We start from the raw sequence: 22,784 nt of genomic DNA on the forward strand, positions 1-22,784 counted from the left end.
TGATGACCGGAGACCGGGTACTCACGGTGCGCGCCCTCCTCGACAGGGTGCGCGCCGAGGGCCGTACCGCGCTGACCGCGCACGAGGGCAAGGTGCTCGCCGACGCGTACGGGATCGCCGTACCGGACGAGGAACTGGCGACGGACGTGGACGAGGCGGTGGCCGCCGCGGCGCGTTTCGCCGGGCCCGTGGTCATGAAGATCGTCTCCCCGGACATCCTGCACAAGACCGAGGCCGGCGGGGTCGTGGTGGGCGTCGAGGGCGCGGCGGACGTACGGGCCGCGTTCTGCCGGATCACCGAAAACGCCCGTGCGTACCACTCCGCGGCCCGTATCGAGGGCGTGCAGGTGCAGGAGTTGCTGCCCCAGGGGCAGGAGGTCATCGTCGACGCGGTCACCGACCCGACGTTCGGGAAGGTGGTGGCGTTCGGGCTCGGCGGGGTGCTCGGCGGGGTGCTGAAGGATGTGACATTCCGGCTGGCGCCGGTCACCGCCGACGAGGCGATGTCGATGCTGGACTCCATCCGGCCGGCGGAGATCCTGCGCGGGGTGCGCGGGCGGGCCGGGGTGGACCGGTGGGCGGTCGCCGAGCAGATCCGGCGGGTCTCCCAACTGGTCGCGGACTTCCCGGAGATCGCCGAGGTGGATCTCAATCCGGTGATCGCCACACCCGGCGGAGCGATGGCCGCCGACATCCGGGTGATCCTCGCCGAGTCGCCGACACCGTCTCGGCGGCGGTATCCACGCGACGCGATCCTGTCAACGATGCGCCGGCTGATGCAGCCGGCCTCCGTCGCCGTCATCGGCGCGTCCAACGAACAGGGCAAGATCGGTAATTCGGTCATGCGCAATCTCGTCGAGGGCGGATTCTCCGGAGAGATCCATCCGGTGAACCCCAAGGCCGACGACATTCTGGGCCGCAAGGCGTACAAGAGTGTCACGGACGTTCCCGGTGAGGTGGATGTGGCGGTCTTCGCCATTCCCGCCAGGTTCGTGGCCGCGGCCCTGGGAGAGGCGGGACGCAAGAACATCCCCAACGCTGTGCTGATCCCGTCCGGTTCCGCCGAGACGGGCGAGCACGAACTCCAGGCACGGATCGTGGAGATCGCCGAGCGGCACGGCATCCGTCTGCTCGGCCCGAACATCTACGGCTACTACTCCACCTGGCAGGACCTGTGCGCCACGTTCTGCACGCCCTACGACGTCAAGGGCGGGGTGGCGCTGACCTCGCAGTCGGGCGGCATCGGCATGGCGATCCTCGGCTTCGCCCGCACCACGAAGACGGGTGTGTCGGCGATCGTGGGACTCGGCAACAAGTCGGACCTGGACGAGGACGACCTGCTGACCTGGTTCGGCGAGGATCCGCACACCGAGTGCATCGCCATGCATCTCGAAGACCTCAAGGACGGGCGGGCGTTCGTGGAGGCGGCCCGGGCGACCGTGCCGAAGAAGCCGGTCGTGGTGCTGAAGGCGGGCCGTACGGCGGCGGGCGCGAAGGCGGCCGGCTCGCACACCGGGGCGCTGGCGGGCGACGACGCGGTGTACGACGACATCCTGAGGCAGGCGGGGGTCATCCGGGCGCCGGGGCTGAACGACATGCTGGAGTACGCCCGTGCCCTGCCCGTCCTGCCCACTCCCCGGGGCGGCAACGTCGTGATCATCACGGGCGCGGGCGGCAGCGGTGTGCTGCTGTCCGACGCGGTGACCGACCACGGGCTGTCCCTGATGGAGATCCCGCCCGACCTGGACGAGGCGTTCCGCCGGTTCATCCCGCCGTTCGGCGCGGCCGGCAACCCGGTCGACATCACCGGGGGCGAGCCGCCGTCGACGTACGAGGCGACGATCCGGCTGGGTCCGGAGGATCCGCGGATCCACGCGCTGGTGCTCGGCTACTGGCACACCATCGTCACCCCGCCGATGGTGTTCGCGGAGCTGACGGCGCGGGTCGTCGCGGAGTTCCGCGAGCGGGGCGTCGAGAAGCCGGTCGTGGCGTCCCTCGCGGGGGACGTCGAGGGCGAGGAGGCCTGTCAGTACCTGTTCGAGCGGGGGGTCGTGGCGTACCCGTACACGACGGAGAAGCCGGTGGCCGCGCTGGGCGCGAAGTATCGGTGGGCGCGGGCCGCGGGGCTCCTGTGACGTCGGGGGCGCGCCCGGCACCGGCCGGGAGTCCGGAGCGCCGGGGCGGCCCCACGGGGCTGGTGGCGAGCGGGCTCGCCCTCGGGGCCGTACCGTTCCTCCTGGCCCCGGTGCGCGGGGCCGACCCGCAGGTCCTGCTCGCGGCCGCGGGGGCCGGAGCGTCCCTGGTCGTGGCGGGCGCCGGCCGGCTGCTCAGGGATCCGCCGCGGAACTGGTGGCCCCCCGCATCCCGATCCGCGGTCCGTGCCGGCGACTGCCGGCGCCCGGCGCGCACGGGAGAAGAACCCGCCCGCCGTACGCCACCACACCCTCCACGAGGCCGCCCGCAACCCGGTGTTGTGGCTGATGTGGCTGTGCCTGCTGGGTGCGGCCGGCGTCACCGTGCTCGGCATCTGCCTGCTGACGGCGTACGGCAGGCGGCTCGGGCTCGGCGGTCCGACGGTGTGGTCCGTGACCGTCGCGGGCGGTGCCACGGCGGCCGTCGCCGGGGTGCTGTCGGACCGCTCGGGGCGGCGCACCGCCCTGATCACGGCCTGTCTGGTGCCGGCCGCCGCCCAGTTCGGGGTGCTCGTCGCGGCCCGGACGGGCAGCGGGGTGCTCCTCCTCGGCTGTGCCGCGGCCGCCGGCGCGGCGGTGCCGGCGCTGGTCACCGCGCCGGCCGCGGACCACTTCGGGGAGAACCACAGCGCGAGCGTCCACGGACTGCTCACCGGCGCCTGGCTGCTGCCGGTCGCCGCCGGCAGAACGCGCGCCGCCTCGTACGCCGCGCGGGACCCCCACTCCGCGTTCCTTCTGGCGGGCTGCACCGGGCTCGTCTGCGCCGTGGTGGCGCTGTTCCTCAGAGCGCCGGGCAGGCTCAGCGTCCGGCGCATCGACCCCAGTCCCCACCCCCTCGGCGAGGAGATGGCCTGACATGACGGCTGATCCCATGACAAAGGACACGCCGGCCGACCCCGGTTCGGCGAACCGCTCGTACCGCGAAGTCACCGACTCCCGGGGGCGGGTCTACCGCATCGGCGAGACGGACCGCGACATCCTCGGCCACTCCCGCAAGCTCATGGTGTATCTGCCGTGGATCGCGATGATGGCCATCAGCGTCTCGGAGTACGCCTACGGCTCCGCCGAGGACACCCTGTCCGACGCGCACGGCTGGACCCGGAGCAACACCTTCTGGATCCTCAGCGTCTGGGTGTTCTTCCAGGCCGGCATCGCCTTCCCGGCGGGCTGGCTGCGTGAGAGGGGCATCCTCACCGCGCGCCGCGCGATGTGCACCGGCGCCGCGATGTGTCTGCTCGGCTTCCTGGCCCTGTCCCACCTCGACCAGGTGATGCCGGCCGTCCTCGGCTTCGGTGTCGTGGGCGGTGTGGGCTCCGGGCTGGTGTACGCGACCTGTATCAACATGGTCGGCAAGTGGTTCCCGGAACGGCGCGGCGCGAGAACCGGTTTCGTCAACGGCGGCTTCGCCTACGGCTCGCTGCCTTTCATCTTCATCTTCAACTACGCCTTCAACACCCGGAATTACGACGAGGTGCTGGACCTGACCGGCGTCTATGTACTGATCGTGGTCGCCGTCTGCGCCTGGTTCTTCAAGGACCCGCCGAAGAACTGGTGGCCGGCCGACATCGACCCGCTGTCGCACTCCACCGGCGGCAGGAGCGCGGCGAGCCTGGCGAAGAACCCGCCCGCGGTACGGCAGTACACCCCGAAGGAGGCCTTCAGGACCGGCATGCTGCCGCTGATGTGGGTCAGTATCGTCATGACCGCCGGTGTATCGATCTTCGGGATCTCCTTCCAGGTCGACTACGCCAAGCAGATCGGCTTCGGCTCGCTGGTCGCGGCGTCCTCGATGGGTGTCATGGCGGTCGTCAACGGCGTCGGGCGGGCCGTCGTCGGCTGGTTGTCGGACCTGTGGGGCCGCAAGACGTCACTGGTGTTCGTCATCGTGGCCCTGGGGCTCGCCCAGTTCGGGGTCATCTGGGCCGGTGACATCAGGAGCGAGTGGCTGTTCCTCTTCTTCGCCTTCCTCTCCGGCTTCGGCGGCGGCGCGTTCTATCCGATGTTCGCCGCGCTGACCCCGGACTACTTCGGCGAGAACTACAACGCCACCAACTACGGCCTCGTCTACAGCGGCAAGCTGGTCAGCGGCCTGTTCGGCGGCGGCCTCGGATCCATGGTGGTCGACGCCTGGGGCTACAACGGCGCCTACGCGCTGGCCGGCGGCGTCTCGATGGTGGCGGCGGCGATCGCCCTGCTGCTGCGCCGGCCGGGCCGTGACGGCCGCAGGACGCCCACACCGGCACCGCGGACACGACCGGCGCGCTGAGCACCACGGACGCCACCGCCGGCCTGAACCTCGCGGCCGCAGCCGGGCGCCGGGGCGTACGGCGCTGCGACCGTACGCCGGTCCATGGTGAACCCCCGCTGCCGGCGGTCGTGTTGGTGGGCGTGCCGGCCGTGCACGCCCGGTCGTGCGCTGCGGTCCTGCCGCGGTGGGGCGGAGCGTGGGATCAGGATCCGTGGCGCTCGTGGTAGGAGCGGCGGGTGTGTTCGGTGTGGGCGCGCATCAGCTGGGCGGCCCGGTCCTGGTCGTTGTGGGCGATCGCGAGGATCAGTTCCCGGTGTTCGATCCACGACTGACGCCCGCGCTGCCGGGCGACCGGGGTGTAGTACCAGCGGACCCGGCGGTCCACCTGGGCGGCGAGTTCGGCGAGGACCGCGTTGCCGGCCAGTTCCATGATCTTGGCGTGGAACGCCGCGTTGAGGGCGACGGCGCGGTCCACCTGGTCGGCGGCGACGGCCTTCTCGCCCTCGGCGCACAGCTCCTCCAGCGCGTGCACTCCGGGGGCGCCGGCGTGGATCGCGGCCAGCCGGGCCGCCTCCGCCTCCAGCAGGGTGCGCACGGTGAGCAGCTGGTCGGCCTCCTCCTCGGTCGGCTCGTGCACGAACGCGCCCTGCGCGGGCCGCAGATCGACCCAGCCCTCGGTGTTGAGCCGCTGCAACGCCTCGCGCACCGGCTGCCGGGAGACGCCGAGGTGCCCGGCGAGCTCGCTCTCGACCAGGTGCTGGCCGGGCGCCAGCGCGCGCGTGGTGATGAGCTCCAGCAGCGCCTCGTAGACGCGCTCGCGCAGCGGTCCGGGCCGTTCGAGCTTGGGCACCGCCCCTTGCGGCAGTCCGGTCGACAACATCGAGGTCCCCTCCTGGCCAGGTGTGACGTATAGACGCTTGGACGCTGGACACTCAGTATCGATTGTCTTTTGTCTACAGTCTACGGTGCCCAAAATCCAGGGCTGTGGCACCTGTTTTCCTTCGCCTCACGGGCAGCGGAACACCACTCACGGGCAGCGTACGACCTGCCCCGCGTACGAGAGATTGCCGCCGAAGCCGAACAGCAGGACCTGATCGCCGGTGTTGATCGCTCCCTGTTCGAGCAGCTTGGAGAAGGCCATCGGGACGCTGGCCGCCGAGGTGTTGCCGGATTCGGTGACATCGCGGGCGACCACCGCGTTGACGGCGCCGAGCTTCTCGGCCAGCGGCTCGATGATGCGCAGGTTGGCCTGGTGCAGGACGACCCCGGCGAGGTCCTCGGGGGCCACGCCGGCCCGTTCGCAGGCGCTGCGGGCGATGGCCGGCAGCTGGGTGGTGGCCCAGCGGTAGACGCTCTGCCCCTCCTGTGCGAACCGCGGCGGGGTGCCCTCGATCCGCACGGCGTGCCCCATCTCCGGCAGCGACCCCCACAGCACCGGCCCGATCCCCGGTTCCTCCCCCGGCGGGCACGCCTCGACGACGGCGGCTCCGGCTCCGTCGCCGACCAGGACACAGGTGGTGCGGTCGCTCCAGTCGGTGACGTCGGACATCTTGTCGGCGCCGATGACCAGCGCCCGGGTGGCCGCGCCGGCCCGGACGGTGTGGTCGGCGGTGGCCAGCGCGTGCGTGAACCCGGCGCACACCACGTTGACGTCCATCGCGGCCGGCCGCGGGATGCCGAGCCGGGCCGCGACCCGGGCGGCCATGTTCGGGGAACGGTCGATCGCCGTGGAGGTGGCGACCAGGACCAGGTCGATGTCGCCGGGGGCCAGACCGGCGGCGGCGAGGGCCTTGGCGGCGGCGTGCGCGGCCAGCTCGTCGACCGGCTCGTCGGGTCCGGCGATGTGCCGGGTCCGGATGCCGACCCGGCTGCTGATCCACTCGTCGCTCGTGTCGACCAGGCCGGCCAGGTCCTCGTTGGTGAGCACCCGGGCGGGCTGATAGTGACCGATGGCGGCGATGCGCGAGCCGTTCATGGCGGGGTCCCCTCGTGGGCCGTGGGTAGCGGGATCCCCCAGTCTGATCAGTGACCCACGGGTACGACGGCAGGTAAAGCCACAGGAAACGGCCGCAGGGATTGTCGGCTCCCCTCAGACCCTCGGGCGTCCGAGCGGCCGGAATCCCACCGGCCCCTCGGACGCCCGGCCTTCCTCAGGGCTCACCAGGCGAACCTCGGGACTCACCCCCGAACCTCGGGACTCACCCGTTGAACAGCTGTGTCGCCTTCTGTACGAGTTCGTACACGCCGTAGGCGAAGGGCGTGCCCACCCAGAGCCAGGCGAGCACGATCAGCCCGCGGCGGTGGGGGCTAGGCGGACTGCTGTCGTTCGGCATCGACGGCCTCCCTCGGGGCGGGGACGTGATGGCGGGCGTGGACGGGGCGGACCAGTTCGTTGGCTGCGAAGCCGATGACGAGCAGCCCGATCATGATGCCGAAGGACACGGTGTACAGGGCCGGACCGTGCTTGCCGGCGCCCTTCTGGTGGTCGGCGATCCAGTTGACGATCAGCGGCCCGAGCACACCGGCCAAGGACCAGGCGGTGAGCAGCCGGCCGTGGATCGCGCCGACCTCGTAGGTGCCGAACAGGTCCTTCAGATACGCCGGGACCGTGGCGAAGCCGCCGCCGTAGAAGGAGAGGATCACCAGCGCGCAGAGGATGAACAGCGGCTTGGAGGAGTCGCCGAACAGCGCGATGACCAGGTACATCAGCGCGCCGACGCCGAGGTAGACGCGGTAGATGTTCTTGCGGCCGATCAGGTCGGAGGTGGACGACCAGCCGATCCGGCCCGCCATGTTGGCGGCGGACAGCAGGGCGACGAACCCGGCGGCCGCGGACGCCGACACCGGAGTGGAGCTGTCGGCGAAGAAGTCCGTGATCATCGGGGCGGCCTTCTCCAGGATGCCGATGCCGGCGGTCACGTTCATGCAGAGCACGACCCACAGGCACCAGAACTGCGGGGTGCGCACCGCGTTGCGCGCGGAGACCTGCACGCCCTCGTAGGCGCTGGGCGCGCTCTCGACCGGTTTCTCCGTGCGCGGCACCCGGATCAGCAGCACACCGAGGGTCATGAAGACGGCGTACGACAGCCCGTGCACCAGGAAGGCGAGGGCGATGCCATCGTTGTCACTGCCGAAGGACGAGAGCATCTGCGCGGACCAGGGCGAGGCGATCAGCGCGCCGCCGCCGAAGCCCATGATGGCGATGCCGGTGGCCATGCCGGGCCGGTCCGGGAACCACTTGATCAGCGTGGAGACCGGCGAGATGTAGCCGATGCCGAGGCCGATGCCGCCGACGAAGCCGTAGCCGAGGACGATCAGCCAGTACTGCTTGGTCTCGGCGCCGAGCGCGGAGACCAGGAAGCCGGAGGAGAAGCAGACCAGGGCCACGGTCATGGCCCAGCGTGGTCCGTTGCGCTCGACGAGGGTGCCGCCGAACGCGGCCGACAGACCCAGCATCACGATCGCGAGCTGGAAGGGCAGCGCGCTCTGGGTGCCGTCGAGGCCCAGCGCGGATTCGAGGGGCGGCTTGAACACGCTCCAGGCGTAGGCCTGGCCGATCGAGAGATGGACGGAGAGGGCGGCGGGCGGGACGAGCCAACGGCTCCAGCCCGCGGGGGCGACAGGGGGACTGCTCATGAATCCCGAACGGTACGTCGGGACAAGGTAGTTGAGAACCCAAGGGCTCGATCGTATGCCAAAGCGGTATCCGCAGTGTGCCGAACGGTCGGCGTCCGAACCCTTGTCGAGAGTCGAGGAGTACCGCGCGCTCTGTGTCGAGGTGTGCCCGACCGGGGCGCTGTCACCGAAGACGGAGTTCGACATGCGGTCGGCCGGCACCTGGGACGGGTCGCGGCAGACGGAGACGGCCACGGTGTGCGCGTACTGCGGAGTGGGCTGCACCCTCACGCTCCATGTGCAGGACAATGACATCGTGAAGGTCACCTCTCCGCACGACGACCCGGTGACCCACGGCAATCTCTGCAGCAAGAGCCGTTTCGGCTACCAGCACGTACAGAACCGGGGCTGATCAGGACATGGGACGAGTCACGGAACGACGCAAGGTCCTCCGCATCCGCGACGGGGCGCTCTCCACCCGGCCGGACACACTCGTCGCCGAGGAACCCCTGGAGATCCGGCTGAACGGCAAGCCGCTCGCGATCACCATGCGCACCCCGGGCGACGACTTCGCGCTGGCGGCCGGGTTCCTGGTCAGCGAGGGCGTACTGGCGACCGCGGACGATCTGCAGAACATCGTCTACTGCGCGGGGGCGACGGCGGACGGCTCGAACACCTACAACGTGGTCGACGTGAAGACCGCGCCCGGCGTCGCCCTCCCGGACTTCACCCTGGAGCGGAACGTCTACACGTCCTCCTCGTGCGGTCTGTGCGGCAAGGCCAGCCTGGACGCCGTACGGACGACCGCGCGCTTCCCGATCGCCGACACTCCCCCGGTCCGGGTCACCCCGGAGCTGCTGGCGAGCCTCCCCGACCGGCTGCGCGCGGCTCAGCGGGTGTTCGACCGGACCGGGGGCCTGCACGCGGCGGCTCTGTTCACCGAGGACGGGGAGCTGCTGGACGTACGGGAGGACGTCGGCCGGCACAACGCGGTCGACAAACTGGTCGGGCGGGCGCTGCAGAACGGCGAGCTGCCGCTGTCGCGGACGATCCTCCTGGTCTCCGGGCGGGCCTCGTTCGAGCTGGCGCAGAAGGCGGTGATGGCGGGCATCCCGGTGCTGGCGGCCGTGTCGGCGCCGTCGTCGCTGGCGGTGGACCTGGCCGCGGAGACGGGTCTGACCCTGGTGGGTTTCCTGCGGGGCAGCTCGATGAACGTGTACGCGGGCGAGGACCGCATCGCCCTGCGAGAGACGGCCGCCCAGGGCTGAGGCGGCCCCCCGCGGCACGGCGGCGGGGCCCGGCCGGCGGGGAGCGCCCCCTGCGCCACCGGGCCCCGCCTCGGCCGAGGGGCTGCGCCGCTTCGACGGATGCCCTGACCAGGGGTGAGCGGCGGCCGGCAGCACCTGGTCGGGTTCGGCGTCGGTGACCGGTACGTCGCTGCCGTCGAGGAGCAGCCGTTCCGTCGTCCCTCCCCCACGACCCGGCGGGCGGTGCCCTCGACGTCCGGGTGCGCCGCCGCGAAGGCGCGCAGGGCCTGGGGTGACAACGGCGCCGGCGTGGAAGCCGACGACGAGCCGCCGGGGCCTGCAGCACACGGCACCGTGTCCCGTCGGCGAGGTGGAGCAACTGCCCTGCGTCATCGAGAAGTTGGTGTCGCAGACTCGGGCGCCGGCTGTGGAGCCGCCGCCGCAGGTCAATGGGGTCTCGCCCGATGTTTGCGCACCGAGCTGTGGTGGGAGCCGCCGGAGGCGTACCCGTATCCGAGGCGTGGGGGTGACGGCACCGGTTCGGTGGTGGTCGTGGACGGGGGCGGCACGCCGGTCGGAGCGGTCAGGTGGCGGCGAGGCGTACGGCGGCGGCGGTCACGACCGTGCCGAGCCGGGGGAAGTCGAGCCGCACGGAGGCCTCGTGCTCGGCGGCGGTGAAGGCGGCCATGGCGTCCTCGACGAAGACGAGGTCGTAGCCGAGGTCCGCGGCGGCGCGGGCGGTGGACTCGACGCCGAGGTTGGTGGCGATGCCGCCGAACACCAGCGTGCTGACGCCGCGTTCGCGCAGCCGCTCGTCCAGGCCGGTGCCCTGGAAGGCGCCGAGGGTCCGCTTGACCACCTCGACGTCGCCGGCCGCGGCGAGGCCGGGCACGAGTCCGCTGCCGGGCGGCTGTTCGGCGGCCGAGGGGCGTTCGACCCGGACGAGCACGACGGGCGCGCCGACGGCGCGGAATGCGCGCGCCAACTCCTCGGCGGTGGTGAGCACTTCGGTGCCTTTGCGGGGTTCCAGCGGCAGCGCGACGATGCGTTCCATCAGATCGACGAGGATCAGGGCGGTGCGCTGCGGATCGAGCACGGGAGCTGCGGTCATGACGGAACGTTAGCCGCCGTCAGCCGTCCGTGCCGGAAATCCGGATCAACAGGCCCATGAACTGATCGCGTTCGGCGGCCGACAGCGGGGCCAGCAGCTCGTCGTTGGCCTCGCGAGCCGCCCGCTCGCAGCGCGCGAGGAGGCGAGTGCCGTCGTCGGTGAGGGTCACGGCGTTCTTGCGTCGGTCCCTGGGGTCGGGGGCGCGCAGGACGTGGCCCGCGGACTGCAGGTCGTTGAGCACGCCGACCAGATCCTTGGGGTCGAGTCCGACACTGCGGCCGAGGTCGGCCTGGGCGACGGGCTGAAGGTCGCGGACGGCGGAGAGGACGACGTGGTGCCACATCTTCTGCCCCTCGGCCGCGAGGGCGCCGGAGACGAGGCCGCGCCCCCGGGCGGCTGCGCGGCCGAGGAGCCAGCTGGGCAGGGAGCGGATCGCGGTCAGGGGTGCTTCGGCCATATCGGCAGACTATCCGACACTCGTTGGACCTCCCAACGAATCTTGGTTATCGTTGGGTCTCCCAACGAATACATGGGTGTCCCGACGCTCGATGCGCCGGGCACACCCGGCCCTGGAGGTGCCTGCGATGCGTCGCGTCCGATACGAGTCGACCGGCGGCCCGCTGTTCGTCGAGGAGGCTCCGGTCCCCGCGCCCGGCCCCGGCGAGCTGCTGGTGCGCTGCGCGGCGGTCGGTGTCACCCTGCCCGTCGTGCGCAAGGTCACCGAGGCCGCGGAGCCGGTCGCGCTCGGCGGAGAGGTCGCCGGGGAGGTGGTGGCGGCCGGCGCGGGCATGACCCGGTTCCGGCCGGGTGACCGGGTGACGGGGTTGTGCTTCGGACACGGGTACGCCGACTTCGCCCTGCTGCACGAGACCATGACCTCCCCGATACCGGACGGCGCCGACGCGGTGGACGCGGTCGCGCTGGTGCGCAGCGGCCTGGTGGCGTACGGGGCGCTGGAGGCGGCGCGGCCGGCACCGGGCGAGGCGGTCCTCGTGACGGCGGCGGCGAGCGGGGTCGGTCATCTCGCCGTGCAGCTGGCGCGGGTGCGGGGCGCCGGGCGGGTGGTGGGAGCCGTGTCCGGCCCGGCGAAGGCGGACTTCGTGCGCTCACTGGGCGCGGACGACTGCGTGCGGTACACCGACGGCAGCTGGGGGGATCCGGTCGACTGTGTCCTGGACGCGGTGGGCGGTGACCTGCTCACCCCGGCCCTCGCCGCGCTGGCCCCGCACGGCCGGCTAGTCGCCTACAGCTCGGGTGGCGGCACCCTCCAGGCGTACGACCTGCTGGTGGGTGCAAAGTCGGTGATCGGTTTCCAGATGGCCCTGATCGCCCGCGGCCGGCCGGACCTGTACGAGCAGTGGCGCCAGGAGCTGTGGCGGCTCTTCGCCGAGGGTGTCCTGAAGCCCGCCGTCCACGCCGAGTTCGCACTGGAGGACGCGGCGAAGGCGCACGAGGCGATCGAGTCGCGGACCAACCTCGGCAAGGTGGTCCTGCGCCCGTAGGGGGTTCACACCCGCCTTGTGCCGCACGCTTCTTGTGAGGAGAACGGCCCCCAACTACCGTCGTTGGGACGCACGTTGGACATGGGATGTCCGGATGTCCAGAGGTCCGGCCGACGAAGGGCAGGTCCCTCCATGCCGTCAGGTCTTCGCGCCCGTCCGAGAACCGCGCTCGCCGCCGTCTGCACGGCGGCGGCGCTGTTCGCACTTCCGCTCACCACCCCCCACCCGGCGCATGCCCAACCCCACGCAACCACCCCCGGGTTCGAGCAGCAGGTCCTGTTCAAGGCTTCCCAGGATCCCGGCTACGCGTGCTTCCGCATCCCGGCGATCGTGAGGACCGCCGACGGCACCCTGCTGGCGTTCGCCGAGGGCCGGGTCCTCAACTGCGGGGACGCCGCCGACATAGACATCGTGCTCAAGCGCTCCACCGACGGCGGCCGCACCTGGGGCCCGCTGCAGGTGGTCATCGACGGCGGCGGCGACACCCACGGCAACCCGGCGCCGGTCGTGGACCGCGCGACGGGCCGGGTCTGGCTCGCGGAGACCTACAACACGGGCCGCACCGACACCGCCAGTTGCCCGATACCGTGTGACCGCACCCCGCACATCCAGTACAGCGACGACGACGGCCGGACCTGGTCGGCACCGCGCGATCTGAGCCCGGAGATCCTGCCCGCCGACTGGAACTCCTGGTACGCGACCGGGCCGGTGCACGGCATCCAGCTCACCCGGGGCCGCTACGCGGGCCGGCTGGTCTTCGGGGTCAACACCGAGACCTGGGACGGCAGCCGGGTCACCGCCAACCACGCGGCGCTGATCGTGAGCGACGACCACGGCGGCCACTGGCGGATCGGCGCCCAGGACACCTGGCCGATCGCCGACGACGGCACCTTCCGGCAGAAGCCGTCCGAGCCGGCCATGGCCGAGCGCGCGGACGGCTCGATCCTGGTCAGCGGCCGGGAGCAGGACGGCACCGATCTGGGCCACCGCACCCAGGCCGTCAGCCGGGACGGCGGCTCCAGCTTCACCGCGCCCTTCCACGATCTGCCGGACCTGTACGCCCCGATGGTGGAAGGTTCGCTGCTGCGCCTCGGCAACCGCCTGCTGCTGGCCTGCCCCGCCGACCCCGACCACCGGCGGACGATGATGATCCGCTCCTCCTACGACGGCGGCCGCACCTGGGACAGCGTGGACCGCGGCACCGTCGTCACCACGGACTGGTCCGGCTACTCGGACATGGCACGCGTCGACGGCGGCACGGTGGGCCTGGTCTACGAGGGCGGCACGGTGGACGCCCGCGACGAGATCCGCTTCGCCCGCTTCACCGAGGACTGGCTCGTCCCGCGCCGCGGCCCCGACCCGGTCACCCCCGACCTGGCCCGGCACGCCCGCCCGGCCGCGGTGCTCGGCGGCGCGACGGAGACGGCCGGGGTCTTCGGCGGCGGGCTGCAATTCGACGGCATCGACGACGCCGTACGCCTGCCGTACCGCGACAGCCTGCCGCTGGGCACCAAGGACTTCACGGTGTCCCTGTGGTTCCGGTACACGGCCACGAGCGGTGAGCAGCCGATGCTGTGGATGGGCGGGGCCGGCACCGGTCAGCCGCAGGTGTGGGTGCGCGGGGAGCCGGCGAACCACCGCGTCCAGGGGCTGATCACGGTGCGGGACGGGGCGTCGGCGCCGCGGACCGCGTACGTGCGGACGGATTCCGCGTACAACGACGGCCAGTGGCACCACCTCGTGCTGCGCCGCGGCGACAGCAGACTGTCGTTGTTCGTCGACGGCATGCAGTCTTCCGTCGCCGGCGTACCGGGTTCGGTCAGCCGCGACTCGCCCTTCGGCGTGCACATCGGCCAGCGCATGGACAGCAGGGCCTTCTACACCGGCGCGATCGACGAGGTGCACGTGTGGGACCGGGCCCTCACCGACGAGGAGGTGTCGGATCCGAGGGCGCTGCGGTCAGCGAAGGACACGGTCCTGTGGCTGCCCCTCGACCACGTGCGCGGCTGAACCGGCGACCACCCCCGGGACCTGCTCCGGGTCCCGGGCCCGGCGCCTGGCGATGACCGCGCACACCATCAGCTGCATCTGGTGGAACAGCATCAGCGGCAGCACGGCAAGGGAGGCGTGGGCGCCGAACAGGACGCCGGCCATGGGCAGCCCGGAGGCGAGGGACTTCTTCGAGCCGGCGAACTGGATGGCGATCCGGTCCGCCCGGCCGAAGCCCAGTGCCCTGCCGCCGTACCAGGTCAGCAGGAGCATCGCGGCGAGCAGGGCGGCCTCGACGACGAGCAGGGCGCCGAGCCGCGCGGGGCTGACCTGGTGCCATATGCCCCGGATCATGCCCTCGCTGAAGGCGGCGTAGACGACCAGCAGGATCGAGCCGCGGTCGACCAGCCCGAGGACCTTCTTGTGCCGGGCGACGAAGCCACCGATCCAGCGGCGTAGCAATTGCCCGGCGAGGAACGGCACCAGCAGCTGAAGCACGATCTTGACGAGTGAGTCCGCGGAGAACCCGCCCCCGCTGTTGCCGAGCAGTCCGGCCGCCAGCAGCGGGGTGACGACGATGCCGATGAGGGAGGAGAAGGAGCCCGCGCAGATCGCCGCCGGCACGTTTCCCCGGGCGATCGAGGTGAAGGCGATGGACGACTGGATCGTGGACGGCACCAGCGTCAGGAACAGCAGTCCCTGGTAGAGCGGTTGGGTCAGCAGCACCGGCACCAGTGCGCGGGCCGCGAGGCCGAACACCGGGAAGAGGACGAAGGTGCAGGCGAGCACCGTGACATGGAGCCGCCAGTGGCGCAGTCCGTCCAGCGCCTCGCGGGTGGACAGGCGGGCGCCGTAGAGGAAGAAGAGGAGGGCGATCGCGGCCGTCGACGCGCCCGAGGCCACGTCGGCGGCGGTGCCGCGGGCCGGCAGGAGAGCGGCGAGGCCCACGGTGCCGAGCAGCAGGACGATGTACGGGTCGATCGGTATCCAACTCGGCCGACGCAGGCGATTCACGGTGCTCCGATTACTGTGCGCGCATCTGTGCGCGTCCGTTGACAAGGCTTCCTCGGCAGGCCCAGGCCCCCTCTTCATCGTCCTCCACGGACGGCTGATCGGGAATCCCGCATGCCACGCTGACTGTCATCATGATCTGTGATAGCCGGGTAGGCTGCCTGCCGTGTACGACCCGACGCAGCTGCGCACCTTCCTCGCCGTGGCCCAGACGCTCAGTTTCACGCAGGCCGCGCGCCGGCTGGGGCTGCGCCAGTCCACGGTGAGCCAGCATGTGCGCCGGCTGGAGGACGCGACCGGGCGGCAGCTGTTCACCCGGGACACCCATGCGGTGGAGCTGACCGAGGACGGCGAGGCGATGCTGGGCTTCGCCCGGCGGATCCTGCAGGTCCACGAGCAGGCGACGGCGTTCTTCACCGGGACCCGGGTGCGCGGCCGGCTGCGGTTCGGGGCGTCGGAGGACTTCGTGCTCACCCGGCTGCCGGAGATCCTGGAGGGCTTCCGCTACGACCATCCGGAGGTCGATCTGGAGCTGACGGTGGAGCTGTCCGGCACCCTGCACGAGCAGCTGGCCGCCGGGAAGCTGGACCTGGTGCTGGCCAAGCGGCGCCCGGAGGATCCGCGGGGCGCACTGGTCTGGCGCGACGACCTGGTGTGGATCGGCGCCGAGCGGCTGCGCCTGGACGCCGACCGGCCGGTGCCACTGATCGTGTATCCCCCGCCCGGCATCACCCGGGCCCGGGCGCTCCAGGCGCTGGAGCACGACGGCCGCGACTGGCGGATCGTGTGCACCAGCGGCAGCCTCAACGGGCTGATGGCGGCGGCCCGCGCCGGGCTCGGCGTGATGGCCCACGCCCGGCGCCTCATCCCGCCCGGCCTCTTCCGGCTCCCGGACCGGGCCGGCCTGCCCGACCTCGGGAAGATCGACTTCGTGCTCGTCCACGGCCGCCGCCGGGGCGCCGCCGAGGAGGCCGCGAACGCGCTGGCGACGGCGATCCTGGCGGGCGGCGAGCGGCTGCGCAGGCGGGGCGGCTGAGGGGGGCCGTCCGAGACACGTCAGCGGGGCATCGGGTAGGTGAGCTTCTTGACCTGGCGCAGGAAGGGCGTGGTCTCCACGTGCTGGACGCCGTCGAGGCTGCCGAGGGGTCCGCTCAGGTAGCCGTAGAGGCCGGCCGTGCTGCGGGCCAGTACGGTGACGACGAGGTTGGACGGTCCGGCCGTCGCGGAGACCCAGGCGGTCTCCTCGTGCCCGGCCAGGGCCTCGCCGACGGAGTGCAGCGCGGCGGGCGCGGCGGTGATCCACAGGGTCGCGACGGTGGGGTAGCCGAGCGTCTCGGACTGGTACTCGACGTCGATGTACACCGCCCCCGAAGCGCGCAGGGCGGCCAGCCTGCGCTTGACCCAGGACTCCGAACGGCCCGTCGCGCGCTGCAGCTCGGGATAGGTGGCCCTGCCGTCGCGCTCCAGGACGGCCAGCAGGGGTTCGTCCTCGGGTTCGACGCGGGCCGCTCCGGGGACGGGTTCGCCGGCCGGGCGCAGGGCGGTGATCTGGTCCTCGGTGAGCGCGCCGAACTTGCGGATCCAGCCCGCCGCAGCGCCGTAGAACCGGTGCAGGAGCTGGTGGGCGCGGATCTCGACCACGTTCGGCGTGCGCGGCAGCTTGCCGAGCAAGAGCTCGTCGTGGTCGCCGGGGGTGCGCGGCCGGGTCAGGCACAGCACCTCGGTACCACCTGAGGCGAGCCCGATCCAGGAGGTGTCGGGGCGCCGGGCGAGGGCCTCCGCGATGGCCAGGGCGCTGTCCGGCGCACACCGGATCCGCAGCATCCACTGGTCCTGGCCGAGCCGGGAGGCGTCCCGCAGGGCGATGACGCGCACGCCGCCGTGTTCGCACAGGCGCCGGTAGCGGCGCGCGATGGTCTGGTCGGAGACACCGAGCACCGCGGCGATCCGGCTGAACGAGGCCCGGCCATCGACCTCCAGTGCGGAGAGCAGCAACAGGTCAAGATGATCGAGGGTGTCGGATTCCATCGTCAGCATGCGCTCTCCTGTCGGATTCCAGCGGTGTTGCACGGTCCAGCCGTCCGATCGGCCGCGCCACGGCCATCGTACGGAGCGACCGACAGCCGGGGTACGACAACGCAGGGAGAGAGGGCATGCGCAGCTGGGGGACGCTCACGGCCGTGAGCGTGGGCACGTTCATGTTGCTGCTGGACGTGACGATCGTGGTGGTGGCGCTGCCGGACATGGCGGCGTCGCTGCACGCGTCGCTGGGTGATCTGCAGTGGGTGGTGGACGGCTATGCGCTGGCGCTGGCCGCGCTGTTGCTCGGGGCGGGGGCCGCCGCCGACCTTCTCGGGCGCCGCAGGGTGCATGTGGCGGGCGTCGTGCTGTTCGCGGCGGCCTCGCTGCTGTGCGCGCTCTCGACGGGACCGGCGGTGCTGGTGGCCGCGCGGGCGCTGCAGGGTGTGGGCGCCGCGGCGATGTTCGCTACGACGCTGCCGCTGCTGGGCTCGGTCTACCAGGGCAGGCAGCGGTCGACGGCGCTCGGTGTGTGGGGTGCGGTGAGCGGCGGCGCCGCGGCGGTCGGCCCGGTGGTGGGCGGTCTGCTCACCGATGGACCGGGCTGGCGGTGGATCTTCTTCGTGAATCTGCCGGTGAGCGTCGTCGAGGTGTGGTTGACCCTGCGGGTGGTGCCGGAGTCGCGGGGGCCGCGCGGAATGCGGGTGGACTGGGCGGGCATGGCCGCGTTCGCCGGCTTCGGCGGCGCGGTGACGTATGCGGTGGTGCGGGCCGGCGAGGACGGCTGGACGGCGTCGGCGACGCTCGTGGCGTTCGGGTGCGCGGCGCTGGCGCTGGTGGTGTTCGTGCTGGTGGAGCGGCGGGCGGCGCATCCGCTGCTGGATCTGTCGCTGCTGCGGCGGCCCACGTTCGTCGGGGTGATGCTGGGGGCGTTCGCCTTCAACGGGGTGGCGTTCGGGGTGACGCCGTACCAGTCGATCTGGATGCAGACGCTGCTCGGGATGTCTCCGGTGCGCGGAGGCCTCGCACTGCTGCCGATGACGGTGGCGGCGATGATCGTCGCCGTGCTGGTGGGCCGGCTGCTGCACGGGGTGCCGGCGCGGCTCACCATCGGCGGCGGTCTGCTGCTGATCGCCACCGGAAGCCTGTGCCAGGCCGTACTGGACGCGGGTGCCTCCTGGACGGCGCTGGTGCCGGGGTTCGTGCTCGTCGGCATCGGCACCGGGCTCATCTCGCCGACGGCGGCCGGGGCGGCGCTCGCGGCGGTGCCGGCGGAGCGGGCCGGGATGGCGGGCGGCGCGGTGAACACGGTGCGCCAGCTCGGGTACGCGCTCGGCGTGGCCGTCTCGGGCACCGTGCTCACCTCCCGGATGACCGGCACGCTGCCGGGCGGCGCGGCCCACGCGCTGGCCGGCGGCGGCGCCGGGGCGCTGCGCGACGGCTTCCCGGAGCACACCCTGCGCTCCGCGTTCGCCTCGGGCCTGAACGGCGCACTGGTGGCGGCGGGACTGGCGGGCCTGGTCGCGGGGGCGCTGGTGCTGCTGCTCGTGCGCACGGACCGGCCCGCGCCGCCGGTGGTGTCCGGCGCACAGGCGGAGCCGGCGGTGCCGGCCCGCCGCTGACCACGGCGCGCCACGGCGGGGGCGGTCCCGGGACAGTCCCGGGACCGCCCCCGTACGCATGCCGGACCGTGCCCCGTATACGGAGAACGGGGCGATATGCTCCGTAATCGCCGCGTACAGATTCGGTGGAGATTACGGCACCGAAACTTACTGACCCGTCAGTATTGTGTCCGGCCCTTCCCCATGTGCGGGCATTTTCCGGCCACCGCCCGGGAGAAACGTGAGGTTTGCTAGGTTTCCTACCCCCTCCCGCCGGATGACGGCGTGGGGTAGCTTTCACCGCGCTGTGCCGAGCATCACGGGCGTGACCATGCAGCGAGGATCGGGGAGCGAGGTTTGCGCGAGTTCACCAACCCGCCGCTCACATCGGCACCGCCCGTGGGCGGTCTGGCCGATGTGGTCTTCGAGCATGCCCAGACGGACCCCACACACATCGCCCTCGGCCGCAAGGACGCCTCCGGCCAGTGGCGGGACGTGGCCTCCACCGAGTTCCGCGACGAGGTCCTGGCCCTCGCCAAGGGGCTCCTCGCGCGCGGCGTACGCTTCGGCGACCGCGTCGCGATCATGTCCCGCACCCGGTACGAGTGGACCCTGTTCGACTTCGCGCTGTGGGCGATCGGCGCCCAGGTGGTGCCCATCTACCCCACGTCCTCGGCCGAACAATGCTTCTGGATGCTCTACGACGCCGAGGTGTCCGCGGCGATCGTGGAGCACGAGGATCACGCGATGACCATCGCCACGGTCATCGACCGCCTCCCGCAGCTGCGCCAGCTCTGGCAGCTGGACGCGGGCTGTGTGCAGGAGCTGTACGACGCCGGGGCGCACCTCGACGACGAGCTGGTGCACCGGCACCGGCAGGCGGTCACCCCGGACTCGATCGCCACCATCATCTACACCTCGGGCACCACCGGCCGGCCCAAGGGCTGTGTCATCTCCCACGCGAACTTCATGTTCGAGGCGGACACCATGGTCCGGCGCTGGGAGCCGGTGTTCCACTCCAAGAAGGGCGACGAGGCCTCCACGCTGCTGTTCCTGCCGCTCGCGCACGTCTTCGGGCGGATGGTGGAGGTCGCCGCGATCCGCGGCAAGGTCCGCTTCGGGCACCAGCCGCAGCTGCACGCCGCCGCCCTGCTGCCCGATCTGGCCGCGTTCAAGCCGACGTTCATCCTCGCGGTGCCGTACATCTTCGAGAAGGTCTTCAACGCGTCCCGCCGGAAGGCCGAGAAGGACGGCAAGTCGGGGCCGTTCGAGAAGGCCGTCGACATCGCGGTGAAGTACGCGGAGGCCGTGGAGGCCAAGGCGTGGGGCACCGGGCCCGGCCCGTCGGCGGGGCTGCGGATGCAGCACCAGCTGTTCGACAAGCTCGTCTACTCCAAGGTCCGCACGGCGATGGGCGGCCGGATCCGCAACGCGATGTCCGGCGGCTCGGGCATGGACCGCCGGCTCGGGCTGTTCTTCGCGGGCGCCGGCGTGCAGATCTACGAGGGCTACGGCCTGACCGAGTCGACGGCCGCCGCGACGGCCAACCCGCCCGAGCGCACCCGCTACGGCACCGTCGGCCAGGCCATTCCGGGTGTGACCGTGCACATCGCCGACGACGGGGAGATCTGGCTGCACGGCGGCAATGTCTTCCAGGGCTATCTCAACAACCCGAAGGCCACCGACGAGACCCTGCACGACGGCTGGCTGGCCACCGGTGACCTGGGCTCGCTCGACGAGGACGGCTATCTGACCATCACCGGCCGCAAGAAGGAGATCCTGGTGACCTCCGGCGGCAAGAGCGTCTCCCCCGGTGTGCTGGAGGAGCGGGTCCGTGACCATCCGCTGGTCAACCAGTGCATCGTCGTGGGCAACGACCGCCCCTACATCGCCGCCCTGGTCACTCTCGACCAGGAGGCCGTCGAGCACTGGCTGCAGATGCGCAACAAGCCGAGGATGACCCCGGCCCAGCTGGTGCGCGACCCGGACCTGGAGACGGAGGTGCGGCGGGCGGTGGTCGCCGCCAACACCCTCGTCTCGCAGGCCGAGTCGATCCGTACTTTCCGTATCCTCGCGCAGCCGTTCACCGAGGAACACGGCCTGCTCACACCGTCGTTGAAGCTGAAGCGGAAGGCGATCGAGAAGGCGTACGACACCGAGGTCGAGGCCCTCTACCACACCTGACGAAACGTCAACTCCGGCCCCGACCTCAGTTGATGGTCACCCGGAAGATCTTGTCGGATCCGTCCGCGGCACCTCCGTTGTTGTCGCAGTTGGTGGTGGACAGCCACAGCTGGTCGGCGCCGGGCACCTTGGTCACGGTACGCAGCCGGCCGTAGGTGCCGACGTAGTACGCGGTCGGGGTGCCGACGCTCTCGGTGTCGCCGTTGATGGGGATGCGCCACAGGCGTTCGCCGCGCAACGAGGCCATGTAGACGACGTTGCGGACGATGGCGATGCCGCTCGGCGAGGCCTCGTTCACGTTCCAGGTGGCCTTGGGGTTGGTCATCCCGGCGACGTTGCAGGTGCCCTCGCAGGTGGGCCAGCCGTAGTTGGCACCGGGCTTGATGAGGTTCAGCTCGTCCTTGGCGCTGTTGCCGAACTCCGCCTCCCACAGCCGGCCGTTGCGGTCGAAGGCGAGGCCCTGCGGGTTGCGGTGGCCCAGGGAATAGACGTAGGTGCCGAACGGGTTGCCGGGGGCCGGCCTGCCGTCGGTGGTCATGCGCAGGATCTTGCCGTTGAGGGAGTTCTTGTCCTGCGCGAGGTCGGGCTGCTGGGCCTCGCCGGTGGAGACGTAGAGGTAGCCGTCGGGGCCGAAGGCCAGGCGGCCGCCGTTGTGGTAGCGGTTCTTCCTGATGCCCTGCAGCAGGATCTTGTAGTCGCCGAGCTTCGTGCCGTCGTAGGTCATGCGGACGACCCGGTTGCCCTCGGCGGCGGTGTGCATGAAGTAGACGAAGTGGTTCGTCTCCCACCCGGGGTCGACCGCGAAAACGAGCAGACCGCCCTCGCCATTGGTGGTGACGGCGTCGGGAACCGTGCCGACCTGGGTCCTCGTACCGTCCTTGGCGACCTTCCAGACCCGGAAGGCGTCCCGCTCGGTGACGAGGGCCGTCCTGCCGTCGGGCATCCAGTAGGTGCCCCACGGGATGGTCCAGCCCGTGGAGAGCGTGGCGATGGAGGACGGGACACCGCCGTCGGTGGCGCAGGCCTTGGTGGTGAAGGAGACCGTGTTGCTCGGCGGGGAGACATTGCCGGCGGCGTCGCGGGCGACGACGTTCAGGCTGTAGGGGCTGTTGCAGGCGAGCCCGGTGAGCGTGGTGGACGTGCCGCTGGTGACCGTCTGGTAGACGGTGGTGCCGCTGCGGATGTCGTAGGCGATGACGCCGCGGTCGTCGGTGGCGGCGCCCCAGGCGAGGCCGGCTGTGTTCGCTGTGATGTCGGCCGTGTGCACTGTGCCGGGCGCGGTCGGCGGGGTGGTGTCGGAGCTGGGCTTGGTGGTGCAGTCGACGACTGGGCTGGCGGGCGAGGTGTTGCCGGCCGCGTCGCGGGCGATGACCGTGAGGTCGTAGGTGGTGTTCGGGGCGAGCCCGGTGAGTGTCTTGGTGGTGGTGTCGCCCGGCGCCTCGCCCAGCTTGTTGCCGTGCTCGTACAGGTCGTACGCCGCGACCCCCGTGTCGTCCGTCGACGCGCCCCAGGTCAGGGTCAGGCGGTCCTCGCCGCTGTCCGGGCAGGAGGGCTGCCCGGGGCGGGTGGGGGCCTGGGTGTCGGCCGGGGCGCCGAGGCTGATGCGGTCGAGGTTGGGGCCGCCGGCGGCCGTGGTGGCGGTCGCCCGGATCTTGTCGCTGCCCGCCTTGAGGGTGACGGTGACGGTCTTGGACGCCCAGGTGTTCCAGTCGGCGGTCGCCGGGAAGGAGACGGCGGGCGCGACGACGGTGCCGTTGACGGAGAGGTCCATCGGCCGGTCGGTGCTGGTGCCGTTGGCGTAGCGCACGGTGACCGATGCGGGCCCGGCGGCGGCCGCGTCGACCGTGAACTCCACCGAGGAGCCCTTGACGTTGGTGTAGTCGACGAAACCGCTGCCCGTGTAGCCGGTGTGGTTGGTGGCGACGGTGCCCTGGGAGATCAGGGCGTCCTCGGCCTGGTAGTCGGTGGCCGCACTCGCGGTGCCCTGGCTCAGCGCGACGAGGGGCACGGCGAGGGCCAGGGACAGAGTGCAGACGACTGCTCTTCGCTGTTTCATGACGGTCCC

General features: G+C 71.6%; 18 protein-coding genes and 1 pseudogene. 10 read left to right on the plus strand and 9 right to left on the minus strand.

Annotated elements, in window-relative coordinates:
• The first annotated feature begins 2 nt into the window (after positions 1-2).
• The 3 genes from AB5L52_RS08770 to AB5L52_RS08780 all read left to right on the plus strand — a co-directional run bounded on the left by AB5L52_RS08770 (position 3) and on the right by AB5L52_RS08780 (position 4,458).
• Positions 3-2,135, plus strand: coding sequence for an acetate--CoA ligase family protein (locus AB5L52_RS08770; RefSeq protein ID WP_369363207.1), 2,133 nt, complete (start codon positions 3-5; stop codon positions 2,133-2,135).
• Between the two features lie 243 nt (positions 2,136-2,378).
• Positions 2,379-3,047, plus strand: coding sequence for an MFS transporter (locus AB5L52_RS08775; protein ID WP_369363208.1), 669 nt, complete (start codon positions 2,379-2,381; stop codon positions 3,045-3,047).
• A gap of 1 nt (position 3,048) precedes the next feature.
• Positions 3,049-4,458, plus strand: coding sequence for an OFA family MFS transporter (locus AB5L52_RS08780; protein WP_369363209.1), 1,410 nt, complete (start codon positions 3,049-3,051; stop codon positions 4,456-4,458).
• A 184-nt stretch (positions 4,459-4,642) separates the two neighbouring features.
• Here the strand turns inward: AB5L52_RS08780 and AB5L52_RS08785 are convergent, their stop codons facing one another.
• From AB5L52_RS08785 to AB5L52_RS08800, 4 genes are all read right to left on the minus strand, one after another.
• Positions 4,643-5,320 (minus strand): GntR family transcriptional regulator, encoded by a 678-nt coding sequence (locus AB5L52_RS08785; RefSeq protein WP_351026473.1) that lies wholly within the window; start codon positions 5,318-5,320, stop codon positions 4,643-4,645.
• Between the two features lie 147 nt (positions 5,321-5,467).
• On the minus strand, positions 5,468-6,415 hold the full coding sequence (locus AB5L52_RS08790; protein WP_351026471.1) for a beta-ketoacyl-ACP synthase III: 948 nt from the start codon (positions 6,413-6,415) through the stop codon (positions 5,468-5,470).
• A 223-nt stretch (positions 6,416-6,638) separates the two neighbouring features.
• Positions 6,639-6,773 carry a hypothetical protein gene (locus AB5L52_RS08795; RefSeq protein WP_351026469.1) on the minus strand — a complete coding sequence of 45 codons (135 nt, stop codon included), beginning with the start codon at positions 6,771-6,773 and terminating at the stop codon, positions 6,639-6,641.
• Entirely contained in the window at positions 6,748-8,076 is a 1,329-nt protein-coding gene (locus AB5L52_RS08800; RefSeq protein WP_369363210.1) for an OFA family MFS transporter, read from the minus strand. Before AB5L52_RS08800 ends, AB5L52_RS08795 begins: the two co-directional genes overlap by 26 nt.
• A 133-nt stretch (positions 8,077-8,209) precedes the next feature.
• Here AB5L52_RS08800 and AB5L52_RS08805 point away from each other — a divergent pair.
• Together AB5L52_RS08805 and fdhD are read left to right on the plus strand one after the other, a co-directional pair.
• Positions 8,210-8,467 (plus strand): annotated as a pseudogene (locus tag AB5L52_RS08805) (Fe-S-binding domain-containing protein); the annotation flags it as partial.
• Between the two features lie 7 nt (positions 8,468-8,474).
• Positions 8,475-9,323: a formate dehydrogenase accessory sulfurtransferase FdhD gene (fdhD, locus tag AB5L52_RS08810; RefSeq protein ID WP_351026465.1), complete on the plus strand. Its 849-nt coding sequence runs from the start codon at positions 8,475-8,477 to the stop codon at positions 9,321-9,323.
• Positions 9,324-9,885: 562 nt separating this feature from the next.
• Here fdhD and AB5L52_RS08815 read toward each other — a convergent pair.
• Both AB5L52_RS08815 and AB5L52_RS08820 read right to left on the minus strand, forming a co-directional pair.
• Entirely contained in the window at positions 9,886-10,413 is a 528-nt protein-coding gene (locus AB5L52_RS08815) for an isochorismatase family protein (RefSeq protein WP_369363211.1), read from the minus strand.
• Between the two features lie 19 nt (positions 10,414-10,432).
• On the minus strand, positions 10,433-10,870 hold the full coding sequence (locus AB5L52_RS08820) for a MarR family transcriptional regulator (RefSeq protein ID WP_351026462.1): 438 nt from the start codon (positions 10,868-10,870) through the stop codon (positions 10,433-10,435).
• A gap of 127 nt (positions 10,871-10,997) precedes the next feature.
• Here AB5L52_RS08820 and AB5L52_RS08825 point away from each other — a divergent pair, with 127 nt between their 5' ends.
• Complete coding sequence (locus AB5L52_RS08825) at positions 10,998-11,915, plus strand: zinc-binding alcohol dehydrogenase family protein (RefSeq protein ID WP_369363212.1); 918 nt, start codon at positions 10,998-11,000, stop codon at positions 11,913-11,915.
• 132 nt (positions 11,916-12,047) lie between these two features.
• A complete protein-coding gene (locus AB5L52_RS08830; protein ID WP_369363213.1) occupies positions 12,048-13,925 on the plus strand; it encodes an exo-alpha-sialidase in 1,878 nt (625 codons plus the stop codon).
• Here AB5L52_RS08830 and AB5L52_RS08835 read toward each other — a convergent pair.
• On the minus strand, positions 13,875-14,918 hold the full coding sequence (locus AB5L52_RS08835; protein ID WP_369363214.1) for a bile acid:sodium symporter family protein: 1,044 nt from the start codon (positions 14,916-14,918) through the stop codon (positions 13,875-13,877). The genes AB5L52_RS08830 and AB5L52_RS08835 overlap by 51 nt on opposite strands.
• A 163-nt stretch (positions 14,919-15,081) precedes the next feature.
• Here AB5L52_RS08835 and AB5L52_RS08840 point away from each other — a divergent pair, with 163 nt between their 5' ends.
• Positions 15,082-15,951, plus strand: coding sequence for a LysR substrate-binding domain-containing protein (locus AB5L52_RS08840; protein ID WP_369363215.1), 870 nt, complete (start codon positions 15,082-15,084; stop codon positions 15,949-15,951).
• Positions 15,952-15,971: 20 nt separating this feature from the next.
• Here the strand turns inward: AB5L52_RS08840 and AB5L52_RS08845 are convergent, their stop codons facing one another.
• Complete coding sequence (locus AB5L52_RS08845; RefSeq protein WP_369363216.1) at positions 15,972-16,952, minus strand: Lrp/AsnC family transcriptional regulator; 981 nt, start codon at positions 16,950-16,952, stop codon at positions 15,972-15,974.
• A gap of 116 nt (positions 16,953-17,068) precedes the next feature.
• Between AB5L52_RS08845 and AB5L52_RS08850 the strand changes: the two genes are divergently transcribed.
• Both AB5L52_RS08850 and AB5L52_RS08855 read left to right on the plus strand, forming a co-directional pair.
• Positions 17,069-18,556 (plus strand): MFS transporter, encoded by a 1,488-nt coding sequence (locus AB5L52_RS08850; protein WP_369363217.1) that lies wholly within the window; start codon positions 17,069-17,071, stop codon positions 18,554-18,556.
• Between the two features lie 336 nt (positions 18,557-18,892).
• The gene (locus tag AB5L52_RS08855) at positions 18,893-20,719 is read left to right on the plus strand and encodes a long-chain fatty acid--CoA ligase (RefSeq protein ID WP_351026449.1); all 1,827 of its coding nucleotides are present in this window, start codon (positions 18,893-18,895) and stop codon (positions 20,717-20,719) included.
• A gap of 25 nt (positions 20,720-20,744) precedes the next feature.
• On the opposite strand, the gene AB5L52_RS08860 is transcribed toward AB5L52_RS08855, so the two are convergent.
• Positions 20,745-22,775 (minus strand): PQQ-dependent sugar dehydrogenase, encoded by a 2,031-nt coding sequence (locus tag AB5L52_RS08860; RefSeq protein WP_369363218.1) that lies wholly within the window; start codon positions 22,773-22,775, stop codon positions 20,745-20,747.
• Between the last annotated feature and the right edge of the window lie 9 nt (positions 22,776-22,784).

It is taken from the genome of Streptomyces sp. CG4 (assembly GCF_041080655.1).
Classification (GTDB): domain Bacteria; phylum Actinomycetota; class Actinomycetes; order Streptomycetales; family Streptomycetaceae; genus Streptomyces.